Source organism: Deltaproteobacteria bacterium (assembly GCA_030690165.1).
In the GTDB taxonomy this organism is placed as follows: domain Bacteria; phylum Desulfobacterota; class GWC2-55-46; order UBA9637; family UBA9637; genus JACRNJ01.
Genome location: JAUYHF010000061.1, coordinates 20,632 through 38,557, shown reverse-complemented (window position 1 = coordinate 38,557; position 17,926 = coordinate 20,632). Strand labels below are relative to the sequence as shown.

Sequence of the window (17,926 nt, the reverse complement as noted above, 5' to 3'; positions counted from 1 at the left end):
CTTAATAAGTAAATGGAGCATAAGGGATGAGAAAACTCTGGTGCTAAAAAACAGCCATCTCAAGCATGCATAGCAAAATATTTGGTTAGATTGACGGAGTTATAATGGGTAAAGAAACAATCTTTTTCAGCCACTCATCTTATGACGAAAAACTCCTTAAAAAGTTGCGAGAGTTCATCCTTTTAAAGACAGGCAATGCTATTGAGGTGTTCATGTCTATCGACGGTCAGAGTATTCCTCTTGGACGTAATTGGGTTCACAAAATTGAAGAGGCGCTAAACAATTCCAAATTAATGATTGTCTTTATATCTCCCCATTCGTTAAATTCGCATTGGATATATTTTGAAGCAGGTTTTTCTTATTGTAAAGAAGTGAGAGTAGTGCCAGTTGGTGTTTTGGGTGTTGATTTAGAACAAATACCTCCTCCATTAAGTTTGCTTCAAGGATTTAATATCAAAGATGCAAGGGGTCTAAATAATATTATAGCCTTAATTAACGAAGCATTTTCCCACAAACATGAAGAATCATTTACAGAGTCAGAATATAACGAAATATTTACTGCTGATACGACACTTGCTAATAGTACCTTGCAAAAATATGCGACAGTAATTCATGAGATTCAATTTAAGATTTCAGGCCCTACTAACATAGAGTCCACATTGCAGGAAATACATAAGAAGCTAATTGAAAAGGGAATAGAATGTCAGTCTACCAAATATAGTACTTACACATATGGGCTGTCATTCGTGCAAGACGATAAAAATCTGGCTATTAAATTGGATCCAAATCTTACTGGTATAACATTCCCAATTTTAAACGATTTGATAAAAGAACTTAATAATGGTGCGGTAGAACCGTTGTTATTTTCCATCATATTTATTCCATCTATAAACTATTGTGAAGCACTACATAAATTGACAGCCAGAATTTATCAAACGGGTATCAGGCTTGCCAGCAATGGTTCACTGATTTATGATAACCTTGAATTCACTTTAGAGCGTCCTATGCACATCATCTATGAGAACCGTACACACAAGTTTAAGTCAGGAAGTGTGCGAATGCAGGTAAAATATTTGGGCGAGAATTTATCCGAGATGAAGTTGTTTGAATTGCTCGATATTCTATTCGAATCTAATATTTTATATTTTGAGGAGTAGTGGAGAAAGGGGGCAAATTTATTTCCTTCACTGTCATAACCGAAGATAAATATGAAAATATCCACAAACATACTTTTAGGCGACTGTAAAGACGAACTGGAAAAGTTAGGCGATAATTCTATTGACCTGATTTTTACATCACCGCCTTATGCGGACAGTCGTAAAAACACCTACGGAGGCATTCATCCCGACAAATACGTTGAATGGTTTTCGCCGATTTCTGAACAGCTTTTAAGGGTATTAAAACCAACGGGCACCTTTGTTTTGAATATCAAAGAAAAGGCTGCTAACGGCGAACGACACACTTATGTTATGGAATTGATTTTAGCCATGCGCAAGCAAGGCTGGCTTTGGACAGAAGAATTTATATGGCATAAAAAAAATTGTTATCCCGGCAAATGGCCGAATCGTTTTCGTGACGCATGGGAAAGACTCTTGCAATTTAATAAAACTACGAAATTTAATATGTATCAGGAAGAAGTTATGGTACCTGTCGGCGATTGGGCAAAAGGCAGATTAAGAAACCTGAGTGAAATAGACAAAATAAGAGATAATGCTAAAAATGGGAGTGGTTTCGGAAAAAATGTTTCAAATTGGCTTAATCGGAAGATGGTTTATCCTACAAATGTTTTGCATTTGGCTACAGAATGTAATAACAAGAATCACAGCGCAGTATTTCCTGATGAATTGCCGGAATGGTTTATAAAGCTTTTCACTAAAGAAAAAGATATTGTTTTAGACCCATTCATGGGTTCAGGAACAACTATTTTTGTTGCAAAAAGGATGTTAAGGAATTCAATAGGGATTGAGATACTTCCTGAATATTATGAGATGGTAAAAAGTGAGATTGAACCGCTCACACATTATCTATGCGAGCCAAAGGTAAAATATGAAAAAAGTAAACCTGCGAGATGTAACCAGATACGTTGAAGAAAACATTGGGGCTTTTCATCAGCAACGTATTGCAAGCATAGATACTCTCAAACTTTCGCAAGTCCTCAAAAGAAAAAACCCGTACCTGTTTAGAGCGAAGTATGTGTTGACTGCGGAACAGATTGTAAAGGGGCTTGTTGACGCGCATATTTCTTCTAACGAAGAAACCATCTTTGGCGATTGGTTAGAAGGTCTTGCGATATTTATCAATAAGAAGGTCTTAGGTGGTTGGAAGTCAGGAATTCCAGGCATTGATCTTGAGTTCGATAAAAATAAGATCAGATATATTGTTAATATCAAATCCGGCCCAAACTGGGGCAACAGCCGTCAAATCAGAGACATGATAGCCAATTTTAATTCTGCACGAAAAACATTAAGGACAAGCAACTCCAAGATTCAAGTAGAAGCAGTCAATGGCTGCTGTTACGGACGAGATAGACATCCATACAAAAAAGCAAATTATTACAAATACTGTGGTCAACAATTTTGGGAGTTTGTTTCAGGCAATTCCAATTTATACTTGGAGATAATTGAACCGCTTGGACACAAGGCCAAAGAAAAGAACGAAAACTTTATGAAATCGTATTCCCAGATGATAAACAAATTTACCAGAGAATTTGCGAATGACTACTGTAAAGACGATGGTTCAATTGACTGGGACAAATTGGTCCATTTCAACTCAGCAATGGCACAACCGAAAATATGAGAAGGTTTTGGGCATGGCTCCGTAGGCGTTCTGACTGCGGATGGGAGAAAATGAGGCAGATTTATTTTTTCACTATAGTCATGTTGAAACTATATTTTCTGGTTCCAGAAGCCAAGGATAGAGATCATATTCTTTTTTGTTATGGAATTTGATAAGGACATCAACAAGAGCATCTCTGATAGCGCTGATTTGACGAATATCCCAATTGGCGGCGGGCACAAACTCTTTAAGCAAATGAAAACAGGTATTATCAATATAGTCTTGTTGAGCAAGTTGATACTCAGGCAGCGAGTCTTCCTTGCTGCGCTTCACTTCAACGTTAAAATCTTTCTGACAAGAAATACAATAATGTTTTTCCGTCAACAAACCCTCACAATAAGGACAACAAATCTTTTCTGTCATATTTTAACCTCCATAAGAGTTTTGTTGTTTTATACAATACGGAACAATGTTAATCAACCAACCAGATTCAACCAGTCAGCATTGACTTGAGGCTCTGTGCCACAGCCTCCTCAAAAATCTCCAGTGCTGTTTCCATTTCTTTTATGGTTGTAATTAAAGGAGGCATAAAGCGGATTATGTTTTTATCAATACCGCATTCTATGAGTATGAGCCCTTTTTTATAACATTTATTCAAGACCTTTTTTAGAAATTCACTATCAGGGCTTTTATCTTTTCCCGTCTTACTGCCTGACGGGACATGTTTTATAAACTCTATTCCTATCATCAGTCCCAAGCCTCTTACATCACCCATTACAGGATATTTTTTCTGCATGTCTTTAAGTTTTTTCAAGGCATGATTCCCAACCAAGGCGGCGTTTTCTAAAAGTCTGCCGGAGATGATTGTTTCTATGGTGGCTGAGCCTGCGGCGCACGATACAGGGTTTCCGCCAAATGTAGTTCCATGGGCGCCCGGCGGCCACTTTGACATAATCTTCTTTGTTGACACAATAGCGCTGAGCGGAAAACCGGATGCAATCCCTTTTGCAATAGTCATAATATCAGGGATGATTCCAAAATGTTCGCAGGCAAACCACTTTCCTGTCCTTCCAAAGCCTGTCTGAACCTCATCTGCAATAAGCAGAATTCCATGCTGTGTGCAAAGTTTTCTCAGTTCTTTCAGATAATCAGCAGGAGGCACGGCATATCCGCCTTCGCCAAGCACCGGTTCAATGATAACCGCCGCTACTTCGTCAGGGTTGATTTCATGCCTCAACATCTTTTTTAGATATTCGAAACAGTCCATCCCGCAGGTATCAGGATTTTGGCCAAGAGAGCATCTGTAGCAATATGGATATGGCGTTCTGAAAATGGATGGCAGTAGGGGGTGATAGTTTCTTCTGTATTTTGCAGTGGATGTGGTTAAAGAGACTGCGCCCATTGTTCTGCCGTGGAATGCGCCTGTATATGCAATTATCCCCTGTCTTTTTGTTACAAACCTTGCAAGCTTTATAGCCCCTTCAACTGCCTCAGCGCCGCTGTTGGAAAAGAAAAACATGTTCAGGCTGCCGGGTGTTATATTCTTGAGTTTTTCTGCAAATTCAATCTCAGAGTTATACCGGAAGATGCAGCCGGAGTGTATAATCTCATCTAATTGTTTTTTTGCAGCCTCAACCACTTTTGGCGGGCAGTGCCCGATATTGGTTGTTGCAAGGCCGGAGGAAAAATCCATATATCTCTTGCCATTGGTTGATTCCACATAAAGCCCACTTGCCTTTTTAACAATTATGTCAGTGTGAAAGACAAGGGCAGGGGTGAGCAATTGGCCGGCTTTTTTAATTATATTTCCTTTCATAAAACCTCCTGGCGCAGACCTAATCTTAAAAATATTAATCTTTGTCTATTAATTCAGGTTGACAAAGGAGAGAGTTATAGGCAGCCAGACGACCGCATTTTTTACATACATACTCAATACTGTCTATCATCTTGGCACAGACGTGTCTGGCATCATTGACCTTTTTACTGCAAAACTCGCAGATAAATGGAATACCTTCTTTAAGCGGGTGGCATAGATGTCCCCTTCCGCTGGCCTGTCCGCCGCATGTTGGGCATGAATAGGTTTTTACATATTCTACCATGGAGAACCCTCCTGAAATTTATTCTTATTATTTTAGTTTGATTTGCGCTGGAGATTTTTCTGAAGCGCTACCAATTTCCTAAGATGATTTTTTTCCTCTTCAATAATGCTTCCCAGTATAGCTTTATCTTTGTTAGTGATTGCGCTGTGTAATTCATAATAAAAGAGGATTGAGTCTTTTTCCATATTGATGGCGGTTTGCAGCACCTCTTGCTCATTACGAACTTTGCCGGCCAAACGTTTCCCCTCATTTTTGTTAGTGAATACTCTTGAGTTGGCCAAAGCCTTAAGATAGAGCGACGCCTCGTCAAGGTAAGGGTCAAGGGTGTCTGGCTGAGTATCATCCTTAACAGATCTGTCCATCTCTCCAAAGAATATAATGTGTTTCTTCTCTTCTTCTGCAAGAAATATAAAGAGTTCTTTAAGCTTTTTAGACTTTGAGGCATTGCCAGCCTGAGTATAAAAATCTACCCCATTTTCCTCTATTCTGAGTGCCATTTCAAGAATTTCTTTTGCCGAAAAGTGTATAATATCCATACTCGCTCCTCCCTCGTTTATTAGTCTATCTGCGCCTTTTGCAGCCTACCGCTGTAGTCCCTGTAGATTACCTTCCATTTAGTGAACATGTCAAGAGCGCCGCCCCTTCCGCCTGCCTCCCTGTGTCCGAGTCCGCTCTTTTTTGTGCCGCCGAACGGGAGTTGAATCTCAGCGCCGATAGTGGATGCGTTTATATAAACAATTCCTGTATCCAAATCCCTTTCCGCTATGGCAGAGTTGTTTACATCCTGTGTGTATATGGCAGATGAAAGGCCGTATTTTACATTATTTACAATATTTACGGCGTCTGCCAATCCCTTTGCCTTAATTATACATACAACCGGTCCAAATATCTCTTCCTGCGCGATGCGCATCTTTGGATGGACATTGGCAAATATGGTCGGCTCTATAAAATAGCCTTTGGCGCATAGGCCTTTTTTATATGGCTTTCCTCCGGCAACAAGCCTTGCGCCTTCTTTTTGTCCGATCTTAATATAATCCAGAACCTTTTCCATCTGGGGCTGGTTTATTACTGGTCCAATATCAGTTGTCTTCAGAAGGCCGCTGCCAAGCCTTAGTTTTGAAGCAGCCTTTATCAGCATATTGAGAAACTTATTGTAAACAGCCTCATGTACTATAATGCGGCTTGCCGCTGTGCACCTCTGGCCTGTTGTGCCAAAACCTCCCCAGATTGCGCCCTCAACAGCAAGCTCTAATTTTGCGTCTCCCATGACTATTATGGCGTTTTTACCGCCCATCTCGCATGATATTTTCTTGTCCATGGAGCTGCACACCCTTGCTAACCTTTCTCCGACAGCCGTTGATCCTGTGAATGAAACACCATCTATTTCAGGATGTGTTGCAACACATTCTCCTATTTCTTCGCCGGTTCCGTGAACAAGATTTAATACGCCGTCAGGGATACCTGCCTCAGCAATAACCTCTACTAATTTTGCGGCGCAGACAGGTGTGTAGCTTGACGGCTTGAATACGACTGTATTGCCAGTGACAAGGGCTGAAAATATCTTCCACGCAGGTATGGCTGTAGGGAAGTTCCATGGTGTAATCAGGGCGAAAACACCTATTGGAACACGGATTGATTTACAGTCTTTATCAGGCAATTCAGACGGCACGGTCTCGCCGGAAAGCCTTCTCCCTTCGCTGCCCATATAGTAGGCCATGTCTATTGCCTCCTGCACATCGCCAAGACCCTCCGGCAATACCTTGCCCATCTCGCGCGTAACAATTTCGCCAAATTCCTGTTTTCTTTTGACAAGCATTTCTGCAGCCCGCAGGATTATTTCGCCCCTTTTGGGCGCCGGGGTAAGACGCCATTTATCGTAGGCCTTGCGCGCTGCCGAAACAGCCATATTCACATCCTTTTGCCCTGAACGCGGGACAATGCCTACAATGTCTCCAATATCAGCAGGATTGATGCTCTTAAAGATTTTTCCATCCGCTCCATCTGTCCATTTGCCGTCAATAAAGTTCTTAACCTTTTCAGCCATATAGTCCTCCCTTTCTTTATCCCTCAGGTTTCAGCCTGATATTTTTGTGTTAGAGTATAGCAGATGAAATTTGCGCTGACAAGGCATTTTACAGTTCTTTCCCTTGACTACCAATACCAAATTAAGATAATGTAACATTTTAAAATTTTATAGGAAAAGGATTATTTAAATGGCAGAAAGGATTGGAGAGACAGAGCAGAGGAAAAATAAATTAGAAGAGCTTAAGCGGATGGGGATAAACCCGTACCCTAATGATTTTGCGGTAAAAGATACCACAAAAGAGATAATAGACCGCTGCGGTAGTTTGGACAAAGAAGCCCTTGAAGCCAGGAATGAGACAGTTAGACTTGCAGGCAGGATAATGGCATTCAGGGATTTTGGCAAAGCCTCTTTTCTGCATATTCAGGACAGGACGGGCAGAATTCAGGTATATATTAGAAAGGATTTGATTGGCGAGGATGCCTATAAAATCTTTAGAAATTTTGATATTGGAGATATTGTGGCCGTTGAAGGAAGTGTCTTTCGCACCAAAACTAATGAACTCACCATAGAGGCAAAATATATAAGACTTTTGGCAAAATCGCTTTTGCCTTTGCCTGAAAAGTGGCACGGCCTTACGGATGTGGAGATCCGCTACCGTCAGCGCTATCTCGACCTGATAACAAACCCGGAGGTTAAGGATGTATTTGTAAAAAGGACAAAGATAATCCAGCTCATAAGAGATTTTCTTGGTAAAAGGGATTTTATAGAGGTAGAAACGCCTATGATGCAGTCAATCCCCGGCGGCGCAGCTGCCCGGCCTTTTAAGACCCATCACAATGCCCTTGATATAGATTTATTTTTGAGGATTGCCCCTGAGCTTTATCTTAAGAGGCTTGTCATAGGCGGATTTGAAAGGGTTTATGAGATAAACAGGAATTTCAGAAACGAGGGCATATCAACGCAGCACAACCCTGAATTTACAATGCTTGAGTTTTATCAGGCATACGCAACCTTCGAAGATTTGATGAACCTGACAGAGGAGATGCTCAGTTCCATTGCAAAGGAGCTCCTTGGGACGTTCAAGATAGAATATCAGGGTCAGACCATTGACTTAACTCCGCCGTGGCAGAGGATTACTGTAAAGGATGCGATACTTAAATACAGCAATGCGGATGAAGGGATATTTACTGACAAAAAAAAGGCCTTTGAATTTGCAAAAAAGCTTCGCCTTGATATGCCGGAGGCATTCAGCCACGGTAAGATTCTCTTAGAGATATTTGAAGAGGTTGCTGAGCCTAAATTCATCCAGCCGACATTTGTCACGCATTACCCTCTGGATGTCTCGCCGCTTTCCAGAAAGAATGACAAAGACCCTGCAATTGTTGACAGGTTTGAACTTTTGGTCTGCGGCAGGGAGATTGCCAATGCCTTTTCAGAGCTTAATGACCCGATAGACCAGAGGGAAAGGTTTATCCAGCAGGCTAAGGAAAAGGATGCAGGCGACACAGAGGCGCATCTGATGGATGAGGATTTTGTGAAGGCGCTTGAATACGGCATGCCCCCTACAGCAGGCGAGGGCATTGGCATTGACAGGCTTGTAATGCTCTTTACAAATTCTGCGTCCATAAGAGATGTGATATTATTTCCACAGTTAAGGCCTGAGAGGCAGATGGAATAATGGCAGGTTACGAACTTTTTATAGGCCTTAGATATCTCAAGGCAAAACGCAAACAGACGTTTGTCTCAATCGTAACGTTTATATCGATATTGGGCGTTATGGTTGGGGTAACTGCCCTTATTGTTGTTCTGTCTGTGATGACAGGATTTGAAGAGGATTTGAGGGACAAGATACTTGGGGTGAATGCGCATCTGGTGGTGATGGAACTGGGCAGGGGCATGAAGGACTATAAAGAGGTGGTGGAAAAGGCAAAAAAGGTTGAAGGTGTTGTCGGCGCAACACCGTTTATATATAATCAGGCAATGCTTTCAACAGAAAACGGGGTTGTTGGCGCTGTAGTGAGGGGGCTGGATGTTGACAGTGTCGGCGAGGTAATAGCCCTGCCCGGAAAGATAAGACAGGGGGGCATGGAGGGGCTCAGGAATTCTTTGCAGGATAAATATTCCCATGGCTCGCCCCTGCCAGGGATAGTCGTAGGCAGGGAACTCTCCAGAAACATGGGTATTGCAGTTGGTGACGAGGTGAATGTAATATCTCCGTCCGGCGCAATGACAGCGGCTGGCCCTGTTCCAAGGATTGCAAGGTTTAAGGTATCCGGAATCTTTGAATTTGGCATGTATGAGTATGATTCATCTATGGCATTCGTTTCTCTTGAGAGCGCCAATAGATTCTTCAGGATGGGGGATATGGTTACAGGGGTGGAGGTTAAGATAAAAGATATCTATCAGGCAGAGAAGATAGGCAAAGATATACAGAGGGCCATTGGAGGGTTTTATTACGTAAGGACATGGATGGACATGAACAAGAATCTGTTTTCAGCGCTAAAGCTGGAAAAAGTGGCGATGTTTATAATACTTATATTGATTGTCATAGTCGCCGCACTTAATATTATATCTACCCTTATCATGGTGGTTATGGAAAAGGGGAAGGATATAGCGATACTTAAATCCATGGGCGCTACTGCAAACGGGATAATGCGGATATTTATGGTAGAAGGGCTGATAATAGGGATTAGCGGCACTGCGGGCGGCGTGGCGATAGGGGTTGCCGCAGCCCTTAATCTGGAAAAGATTGTTGGGATTGTGGAAAGGCTTTTTGGTTTTAAGGTTCTCCGTCCTGATGTGTATTATATAGATAAACTTCCTTCAAAGGTGGACCCTTATGTTGTGCTGATAATAGCATCGGCGGCAATTGTTATAAGCTTTTTGGCAACAATCTATCCCTCATGGCGGGCCTCCAGACTGGACCCGGTTGAGGCGCTGCGGTATGAATGAAGGGAGGAAGTTATGGCTGTAGACGAGAGATCAGTGTCTGCTGTTAAAGATAAGGCAGAAGGTTATTTTTCCAAAGGCAAATTAAAGGAAGCCGTTGAGACATACGAGACCATAAGGTCATATTCCGGCAAAGATCCTAAGATTGCCCTGCGGCTTGGGGATATTTACAGAAAGTTGGGTAAAAACAGCGAGGCAGTAGATGCCTATAAACTGGCCATAAATGTATTTATCACACAGGGGTTTGTTACCAAGGCGATAGGTGTATGCAAGATTATAATGGATATAGACCCGTCTCAGACGGGTGTGCAGAAAAAGATAGCAGAGTTGTATACAACGAAAGGGATTGTAGGTGAGGGAGAAAAAAAGGCCGAGACATCAAAGCCCCCCGATGTTGCATCAGGGGACAGGCCTGCTGCCAGCCAGCCGTCTTCTGCAGAGAGTCCTGCGAAGGCTGCAGAAGAACAGCCTGTCAAGTTTCCCAGAACCCCGCTTTTTTCAGACCTGACAAGAGACGAACTGCTTGCGGTAATCGGCAAGGTCAAACATCAAATAATCTCTCCAGGGGTGTTTGTCTTTCAGGAGGGCGACAGAGGAGATTCTATCTATATAGTTGTAAGCGGGGAATTGGATATAATTGCCAGGGATAAGAAAGGCAATAACGTTGTGCTGGCCACGTTGAAGGAGGGTGATTTTTTTGGCGAGTTTGGTTTCTTTTCAAATGCAAGAAGAGAGGCGTCAGTAAGGGCAACAACGCCGGCGAGCATCCTTGAGATTGTTAAAAGCGACATAGATGATATTATTGCAAGGCATAAGAGGGTTGCGCAGGTGCTTTTCAATTTCTATAAGGAGAGGGTTGTCGACAGGCTCATGGCCATTTCTCCTATATTTGAACCTTTAACCGCTGCTGACAGAAAGGCGATACTTGCAAGGCTCTCCTCTGAAAAATTTGAACAGGACGCAAATGTAGTTAATCAGGGAGAGATAGGGGATACAATGTATCTGATAAAAGAAGGGAAGGTCAAGGTATGGGTTGACGATCCTCAGAAGGGAAAGATAGTGATGGCAGTGCTTGAGGAAGGGGACTTCTTCGGCGAGATAGCTTTGGCTACATCAAAACCGCGGGTTGCCAATTGTACGGCTCTTACAAATGTAGAGCTTGTTCTGTTTTCCCGGCCTATGATAAAAGATATCCTGGCAAAATATCCTGATATAAGGAAGGCGCTGGAAGATGTTATAAAGGCAAGGGTTGCGGATGTTATAAAGGCAAAAGGGCTTCAGTCTGCGGCGCTGATATAGTGATTATGGAACTAATAAAGGTAGTTGGACTGTATAAATCTTACGGCAATAAGACAAAGACAGTAGAGGTTCTTAAAGGCATTGACCTCTCTGTTTCAAAGGGCGAGATGACTGCTGTGGTTGGGGCATCAGGGGTCGGGAAGAGCACGCTTTTGCATATAATGGGCGCATTAGACAGGCCAACAAATGGTGATGTATTTTATAAAGGCGAAAAAATTTTTGGCCAGACAGACAAGAGGCTTGCCATTTTTAGAAATAAAAATATAGGTTTTGTTTTTCAGTTTCATCACCTTCTTCCGGAATTTACCGCCCTTGAAAATGTAATGATGCCTGTTCTCATCGGGGGCGGCGACAGGAATTCAGCCAGGAAGATGGCAGAGGGCCTTCTTTCTGATGTTGGTTTGAAGGAGAGGTGGGGTCACAAGCCCGGCGAGTTATCCGGCGGTGAGCAGCAGAGGGTTGCGATAGCAAGGGCGCTTATTCAATCGCCGGATGTGCTTCTCGCAGATGAGCCGACAGGGAATCTGGATACGCATACAGGAGACGAGGTTTTTAATCTGCTTTTAAAATTAAATAATGAAAAGGGCATAACCATGGTTATTGTAACGCATAATGAGAGATTAGTCGGCAAGATGAAGAGAAATATCAGGATGCTGGACGGGAAGATATACGAAAATACCGCACAGTCAGAGGTGGGGCTTAGTGCGGTCTAAAAAAAAGGGGTCAAGGGTCAGGGGTCAGGAGTTACAAGTTGCAAGTTACAAGTCACAAGTCACAAGTCTGGTGTCTGGTGTCTGGTGTCTGGTGACGGTATTTTTACTGCTTACTGCATCTACAATGGCTGCAGCACAGGAGACTAATATTTTACCTCCAAAGGTTACTGATAGGGTAATCATCATGCCGTTTACAGTATACGGCAAAGGAGACCTTTCCGGTTTCAGAAGAGAGGTTCTTAATGCATTGGCGTCTGGCATTGAGGAAGACGGTAAATTCAAAATTGCCGGCATAGAAAGGCTCAAAATACTTGTGCTTGAGGAAAAGATATATTCGTTTGACGAGGCGAGCGCCTCAAAGATTGGAAAAGATGAAGGCGCGGCTTATGCAATCCTTGGCAGTATAACAAAGATTGATAAAGCTATAAGTCTTGATATAAGGCTATTGGATATAATAGAGAATAGGCTAATTACCTCCTTATACGTGAAGGAAGAAAATGAAAAGGCAATACTTGAATCTCTAAAGTCTTTTGCCGGGAAACTTGTGGAAAAAATGATTACGGCAAAGGGGACAGATTTGAAATCTGTCCCCGGATATACGGAGGCTAAAGGCGCTGTAAAGTACGGGATAATCAGCAATGTGATAATTACCGGCAATAAACGGGTTGATGAAGCGGCTGTAAATACAAAGATAAAAAGCAAGACAGGAGAGGTGTTTTCTCGTGATGATTTAAGGGACGATATAAAGGCCGTCTATGACATGGGCTTTTTTGAAGATGTAATGGCAGATATCAGAGATACAGGCAGAGGTATGGAACTGACCTTTATTGTAAAGGAAAGGCCGGTAATAAAAAAGGTTGTGATAAGCGGAAATAAAGAGATTAAAGACGAGAAGATAAAAGGCGCTATAACAGTAAAGGAGAACACTATCCTTAACAGGACGCTCCTCAATGAAAATGCAGAAAAGATTAAGGCCCTTTACGCGACTGAAGGGTTTTTTCTTGCAAATGTTGAATCTGTAGTAGAGAGGAAGGATGACGCAGCCGCAGAGGTTAAGTTTAATATAGAGGAAGGAGATAAGGTAAAGGTAAAGAGGATTACTATTATAGGCAGCAAGGCATATGATGAGGGTGAGATAAAGGATGTCATGGACACAAAGGAGGTCGGATTTTTTTCTTTTCTGACGAAATCAGGGATATTTGACGAGGCTGTTTTTCAGAACGACCTAAGTAAGATAATGGCGCATTATTATGATAACGGCTACATCCATGCCGGCATAACAGACCATCTTGTGTCTTTAAGCAGTGATAAAAAATGGTTTTTTATTACCATAGCCCTTTCTGAAGGAGAACAATATAAGGTTGGGAAAATAGATATAAAAGGGGATATACTTACCACCAGGGCTCTATTGATGGAAAAGGTTAAGACAACCACCGGTGAGGTATTCAGCAGAAATATATTAACCGGGGATATTTCCAGGTTGAGTGATATTTACGGCGACGCGGGTTATGCGAATGTTATTATCAATCCTGTGACCAATACAGATGAAAAGGAAAAAAGGGCTGATATTACATTTGATATTCAGAAAGGAGAGTTGGTATATGTAGAAAGGATAAACATTTCCGGCAATGTTAATACCAGGGATAAGGTTATAAGGAGAGAGGTTGAGCTTTCAGAGGGAATGCTCTTTTCAGCCACTGATATGAAGAGGAGCAGAAACAACCTGAACAGATTGGGATATTTTGAGAGGGTGAATATTGCGCCGCAGCCGGGAAGCGCTGAAAACAAAATGGTTCTGAATGTGGATGTAAAAGAGAGGCCAACCGGCTCCATTTCAGCAGGCATTGGTTATAGCTCGGTTGATAATATTATAGGCACTGCATCCATATCGCAGAGCAACTTTTTTGGCACCGGGCTTAAACTTGACCTTTCAGGGACTATAAGCTCTAAAAGCTCGAGATACCAGCTTGGCTTTACCGAGCCGTGGCTTTTTGACAAACCCATTTCAGCAGGGGTTGATTTATTTAATGTCAGCAGGGAGTATCCTGATTTTACAAGAGGCAGTTATGGTTTTGATGCAAGGCTTGGTTTTCCGGTTTATGAAAGGGATGTCAGGGGATATCTGACCTATAAATTAGAAGAGGTGACAGTAAAAGATGTGTCGTCTTCTGCTGCGCAGTTGATAAAGGATCAAGAAGGTAAGAGTACTACAAGCAGCCTGAGCGGCGCCATTAAAAGGGATACCAGGGATGACGCATTTTTCCCGAATGAAGGTTCTGTAACATCTCTTTCTCTTGAATTTGCAGGCGGCCCCCTCGGAGGTGATAATAATTTTGTAAAATATATTGCCGAAGGCGCAAAATATTTTCCGCTGTTTTGGGATACCACATTCGTCACGCATGGTGTAATAGGATATATTCAGGGATTTGGCGGCAAAGAGATTCCTGTATATGAAAGATTCTATCTTGGCGGAATAAATACCATAAGGGGCTTCAGAACAAGGAGCGTAGGCCCGCTGGATCCTGCAACAAATGATATTATAGGCGGCAATAAAGAGGTTTTTGCAAATTTGGAATATCTCTTCCCTTTGGTGGCAGAACAAAGAGTGAAGGGTCTCATCTTCTTTGACGCAGGAAATGCCTATAACGGCAACATAGACCTTGGTGATTTGAGGGTATCTGCTGGTCTGGGAGTAAGATGGTTCTCTCCGGTTGGGCCGTTAAGGCTTGAATGGGGCCGTAACCTGAACAGGAGAGAAGGGGAAAAGGCCACCCAGTGGGAATTTACAATAGGGACGGTGTTTTAAAAAACAGTGTCAAAGAGTCAAAGAGTCATAGCGATAAAGTTTTTACTCTGACACTCTGACTCTTTGAATCTTTGGCTCTATAAAAAAGGAGAGATAACATGAAAAAACTACAGATTGGCATTATGGTAATTATAGTTGCCGTCATATTTTCAGGCGCGGCAGTGGCAGCAGAATTGAAACTTGGTTATGTTAATCTTCAGAAGGCATTGAACGAGTGTTTGGCGGGGAAAGAGGCAGTTCTGGAACTTGAGGCAGAGACCAAGAAGAGGCAGGAGCAGATAGATGTAAAACAGGAAGATCTTAAAAAACTCAATGAGGAAATAGAAAAAAAGAAGACTGTATGGAGCGCGGATATGCAGGAACAGAAACAAAAGGAATTACAGTCCAGGATGCAGGAGTTTCAGAGATTTTATTTACAATCAAATGACGACCTTAAAAGAAGGGAACAGGAAAAAAAGACCGTAATCGTAAAAGACCTGATAGAGATTGCCAAACCGTTAGCAAAGGAGAAGGGCTATACCTTTTTATTTGAGCTGCAGGGCTTGATATATGGCCCGCCTGAAGCAGACCTGACCAATGATCTCATAAAAGCCTACGATGTTGAATATAAGAAGGCTAAAAAGGAAAACAAGGGAAAAAAGTGACAAATACTGAGATAAAAAAGACCCTCAGAGAGCTGGCCGGACTTGTTGGAGGCGATATTGCCGGAGATGAAAATACTATTATAAGCGGTGTGGCAAGTATAGACAGGGCAGCAGAAGGTGATATAACATTTATTGCCAGCCCTAAATATATTGCCGGCATTTCAGGCACAAAGGCCTCTGCAATTATTGTTGCTTTGGGGACAGATTTAAAATCTGTCCCCAAAGGGAAAAATATCCTTTATGTTAAAAACCCGTATCTGGCCTTTGCAAAAACGTTGGCTTTTTTCAATCCGCTGCCTTTGCCTTATCACGGCATTCATCCTAATGCGCATATTCATCATACCGCTGAAATAGGTTTGTCTGTCTCAATATATCCGCATGTATATATAGATGACGATGCTAATATAGGCGATAGGGCGGTGCTGTATCCCGGGGTTTATATTGGCATGGGCGCAAGTATAGGCGATGACACAGTATTGCATTCAAATGTGTCCATAAGAGAAGGATGCCGCATAGGCAAACGGGTTATAATTCACTGCAACTCTGTTGTGGGAAGCGATGGTTTTGGTTTTGCAAAGGACGGCTCTAAATATCATAAGATACCGCAGGTGGGCATTGTAAGGATTGAGGATGATGTGGAGATTGGCGCATGTGTGACAATTGACAGGGCAACATTAGGAGAAACGGTCGTTGCCAGAGGAACGAAGATAGATAATTTAGTGCAGATAGCCCATAATGTTACAATCGGAGAAGACTCTGCCATTGTCGCGCAGGCGGGTATTGCAGGAAGCACAAAGCTTGGCAACAGGGTGACCCTGGCCGGTCAGGTCGGCGTTGTAGGCCATATAGAGATAACAGATGATGTGATCATCGGTTCACAATCAGGTGTTGCGCAGGATATTACGGAGAAAGGCGTTTTCTCAGGCACACCCGCCATACCCCACAGGGAATGGCTGAAAGCGCAGAACATATTTGCAAAGCTCCCTGAAATGAGGAAGAAGATACTTGAATTGGAGAAGAGGGTAGAGGAGTTGGAAGAAGAGGAGAGGGAGCAGGGTTAGGGGTTTGCACCTGCTTTCTGAATTCCGAGATGGAGGTTTTAGATGCCTAAACGAACATTTAACATCAGTGTAATTGCCATTTTTGCGTTTGTTTTTTTTAGCTTATCCTTTTTTGTTTCGGGAGAAGAAAAAAAGCCACGGCTTGACGATAAGCAGTTGATCCCCAAGGAGAAGACATTCAAAGAGCCGGTAACCGGCATGGAGTTCGTCTTTGTCAAAGGGGGTTGTTTTCAGATGGGAGACACATTCGGCGATGGAGATGGCGCTCTCTTTTTTTCAGATACCCATAGGGCTCAGATGGGGAGTACATTCGCTGATGGAGATAGCAATGAAAAACCTGTCCATGAGGTATGTGTGAATGATTTTTACATAGGGAAATATGAAGCAACACAGAAACAGTGGCAGGATGTTATGGGAGATGACCCATTATATTTTAGAGACTGCGACGACTGTCCTGTTGCAAACATAAGCTGGAATGATATTGAGGAATTTATAAATAAACTCAACCAAAAGACAGGCAAAAATTACAGGCTTCCCACAGAGGCGCAATGGGAATATGCGGCAAGAAGCGGCGGCAAAAATGAGAAATACGCCGGTGGGAATGATATAGACAGCATTGCATGGTATAGTTCAAATGCAGGCGGAAAAATACACCCGGTGGGACAAAAACAGCCAAATGGACTTGGCATATACGATATGAGCGGCAATGTCTGGGAATGGGTGCAGGACTGGTATGACGAGAACTATTATAAAAATAGCCCGAAAGACAACCCCAAGGGGGCGAATGGCAGCGCCTACCGGGTTCTGCGCGGCGGTTCGTGGTTTAACATCCCACTGAATCTGAGGACAGCTAAGCGGTCCAGGCTTGAGCCTGCGGATCGGATCAGCGACAACGGATTTCGTTTGGCATTTCCCCTCAAGTAGTTATTTTCTTCGTTGGTTCAAGTTTACAGCTTGAACCATACATTATTTGGTTCAGATTACAAATTTGAACCGGCATGAAGGGGAAAAATAAGGAGGTTTTATGATTGACATCAAGGAGATTCTAAATACCCTTCCCCACCGGTATCCGTTTCTTTTAGTGGATAAGGTTGTAGAGTTTGAGGCAGGGAAGCGCGCAAAGGGCATAAAGAATGTCACAATCAACGAGCCGTTTTTTCAGGGACATTTCCCGGGTCATCCGATTATGCCTGGTGTTTTGATAATAGAGGCAATGGCGCAGGTGGGCGGCATACTCGCGTTCAAGTCCGCTAATGTGGCAAATAAGGCCGTGTATTTTATGGGCATAGACAAGGCAAAATTCCGCAAGCCTGTGCTGCCGGGTGATAAACTTGAGCTTGTGCTGGAGATTACAAAACAACGCGGCGCCATATGGGCATTTAAAGGCGAGGCGTATGTTGACGACAACCTTGTTGCTGAGGCTGAGCTTATGGCAACGATAGTGGATAAGTAATTAGTTGACGCTTTGCGGGAGCAGGTTTGTAACCTGCTCCATAAAGTTCGTATTTGCCTCATACGAATTATTTGGGTTCAAGTTACAAACTTGAACCCGCG

The 17,926-nt window shown here is 42.8% G+C and carries 17 protein-coding genes; 12 read left to right on the top strand and 5 right to left on the bottom strand.

Annotation, left to right across the window (positions count from 1 at the left end; genetic code table 11):
- The first annotated feature begins 104 nt into the window (after window positions 1-104).
- Genes Q8P28_10440 through Q8P28_10430 form a run of 3 tightly spaced genes read left to right on the top strand, consistent with a single transcriptional unit; the run spans window position 105 to window position 2,796 of the window.
- On the top strand, window positions 105-1,157 hold the full coding sequence (locus Q8P28_10440) for a toll/interleukin-1 receptor domain-containing protein (GenBank protein ID MDP2683195.1): 1,053 nt from the start codon (window positions 105-107) through the stop codon (window positions 1,155-1,157).
- Window positions 1,158-1,208: 51 nt separating this feature from the next.
- Window positions 1,209-2,087 (top strand): site-specific DNA-methyltransferase, encoded by an 879-nt coding sequence (locus tag Q8P28_10435; GenBank protein ID MDP2683194.1) that lies wholly within the window; start codon window positions 1,209-1,211, stop codon window positions 2,085-2,087.
- Window positions 2,047-2,796 (top strand): PmeII family type II restriction endonuclease, encoded by a 750-nt coding sequence (locus Q8P28_10430; protein ID MDP2683193.1) that lies wholly within the window; start codon window positions 2,047-2,049, stop codon window positions 2,794-2,796. The genes Q8P28_10435 and Q8P28_10430 overlap by 41 nt, the downstream gene beginning before the upstream one ends.
- A gap of 78 nt (window positions 2,797-2,874) precedes the next feature.
- Here the strand turns inward: Q8P28_10430 and Q8P28_10425 are convergent, their stop codons facing one another.
- The 5 genes from Q8P28_10425 to Q8P28_10405 all read right to left on the bottom strand — a co-directional run bounded on the left by Q8P28_10425 (window position 2,875) and on the right by Q8P28_10405 (window position 6,918).
- On the bottom strand, window positions 2,875-3,198 hold the full coding sequence (locus Q8P28_10425) for a hypothetical protein (protein MDP2683192.1): 324 nt from the start codon (window positions 3,196-3,198) through the stop codon (window positions 2,875-2,877).
- 67 nt (window positions 3,199-3,265) lie between these two features.
- Window positions 3,266-4,591, bottom strand: coding sequence for an aspartate aminotransferase family protein (locus Q8P28_10420; GenBank protein ID MDP2683191.1), 1,326 nt, complete (start codon window positions 4,589-4,591; stop codon window positions 3,266-3,268).
- A gap of 34 nt (window positions 4,592-4,625) precedes the next feature.
- A complete protein-coding gene (locus Q8P28_10415; protein ID MDP2683190.1) occupies window positions 4,626-4,874 on the bottom strand; it encodes a hypothetical protein in 249 nt (82 codons plus the stop codon).
- A gap of 32 nt (window positions 4,875-4,906) precedes the next feature.
- Window positions 4,907-5,410: a ferritin family protein gene (locus Q8P28_10410; protein MDP2683189.1), complete on the bottom strand. Its 504-nt coding sequence runs from the start codon at window positions 5,408-5,410 to the stop codon at window positions 4,907-4,909.
- Window positions 5,411-5,430: 20 nt separating this feature from the next.
- Window positions 5,431-6,918, bottom strand: coding sequence for an aldehyde dehydrogenase family protein (locus tag Q8P28_10405; GenBank protein ID MDP2683188.1), 1,488 nt, complete (start codon window positions 6,916-6,918; stop codon window positions 5,431-5,433).
- A gap of 169 nt (window positions 6,919-7,087) precedes the next feature.
- On the opposite strand from Q8P28_10405, the gene lysS reads away from it, so the two are divergent.
- From lysS to fabZ, 9 genes are all read left to right on the top strand, one after another.
- Window positions 7,088-8,578 (top strand): lysine--tRNA ligase, encoded by a 1,491-nt coding sequence (gene lysS / locus Q8P28_10400; protein MDP2683187.1) that lies wholly within the window; start codon window positions 7,088-7,090, stop codon window positions 8,576-8,578.
- Window positions 8,578-9,852 (top strand): lipoprotein-releasing ABC transporter permease subunit, encoded by a 1,275-nt coding sequence (locus tag Q8P28_10395; protein MDP2683186.1) that lies wholly within the window; start codon window positions 8,578-8,580, stop codon window positions 9,850-9,852. Before lysS ends, Q8P28_10395 begins: the two co-directional genes overlap by 1 nt.
- 12 nt (window positions 9,853-9,864) lie before the next feature.
- On the top strand, window positions 9,865-11,148 hold the full coding sequence (locus Q8P28_10390) for a cyclic nucleotide-binding domain-containing protein (protein MDP2683185.1): 1,284 nt from the start codon (window positions 9,865-9,867) through the stop codon (window positions 11,146-11,148).
- Window positions 11,149-11,150: 2 nt separating this feature from the next.
- Entirely contained in the window at window positions 11,151-11,861 is a 711-nt protein-coding gene (locus Q8P28_10385) for an ABC transporter ATP-binding protein (protein MDP2683184.1), read from the top strand.
- Window positions 11,851-14,667, top strand: a complete 2,817-nt coding sequence (bamA, locus tag Q8P28_10380) for an outer membrane protein assembly factor BamA (GenBank protein MDP2683183.1) — start codon at window positions 11,851-11,853, stop codon at window positions 14,665-14,667. The genes Q8P28_10385 and bamA overlap by 11 nt, the downstream gene beginning before the upstream one ends.
- A gap of 98 nt (window positions 14,668-14,765) precedes the next feature.
- Window positions 14,766-15,311 (top strand): OmpH family outer membrane protein, encoded by a 546-nt coding sequence (locus tag Q8P28_10375; GenBank protein MDP2683182.1) that lies wholly within the window; start codon window positions 14,766-14,768, stop codon window positions 15,309-15,311.
- A gap of 11 nt (window positions 15,312-15,322) precedes the next feature.
- The gene (gene lpxD / locus Q8P28_10370) at window positions 15,323-16,372 is read left to right on the top strand and encodes a UDP-3-O-(3-hydroxymyristoyl)glucosamine N-acyltransferase (protein ID MDP2683181.1); all 1,050 of its coding nucleotides are present in this window, start codon (window positions 15,323-15,325) and stop codon (window positions 16,370-16,372) included.
- Window positions 16,373-16,414: 42 nt separating this feature from the next.
- Entirely contained in the window at window positions 16,415-17,296 is an 882-nt protein-coding gene (locus tag Q8P28_10365) for a formylglycine-generating enzyme family protein (protein ID MDP2683180.1), read from the top strand.
- Between the two features lie 100 nt (window positions 17,297-17,396).
- Complete coding sequence (gene fabZ / locus Q8P28_10360) at window positions 17,397-17,825, top strand: 3-hydroxyacyl-ACP dehydratase FabZ (GenBank protein ID MDP2683179.1); 429 nt, start codon at window positions 17,397-17,399, stop codon at window positions 17,823-17,825.
- Window positions 17,826-17,926 lie beyond the last annotated feature (101 nt).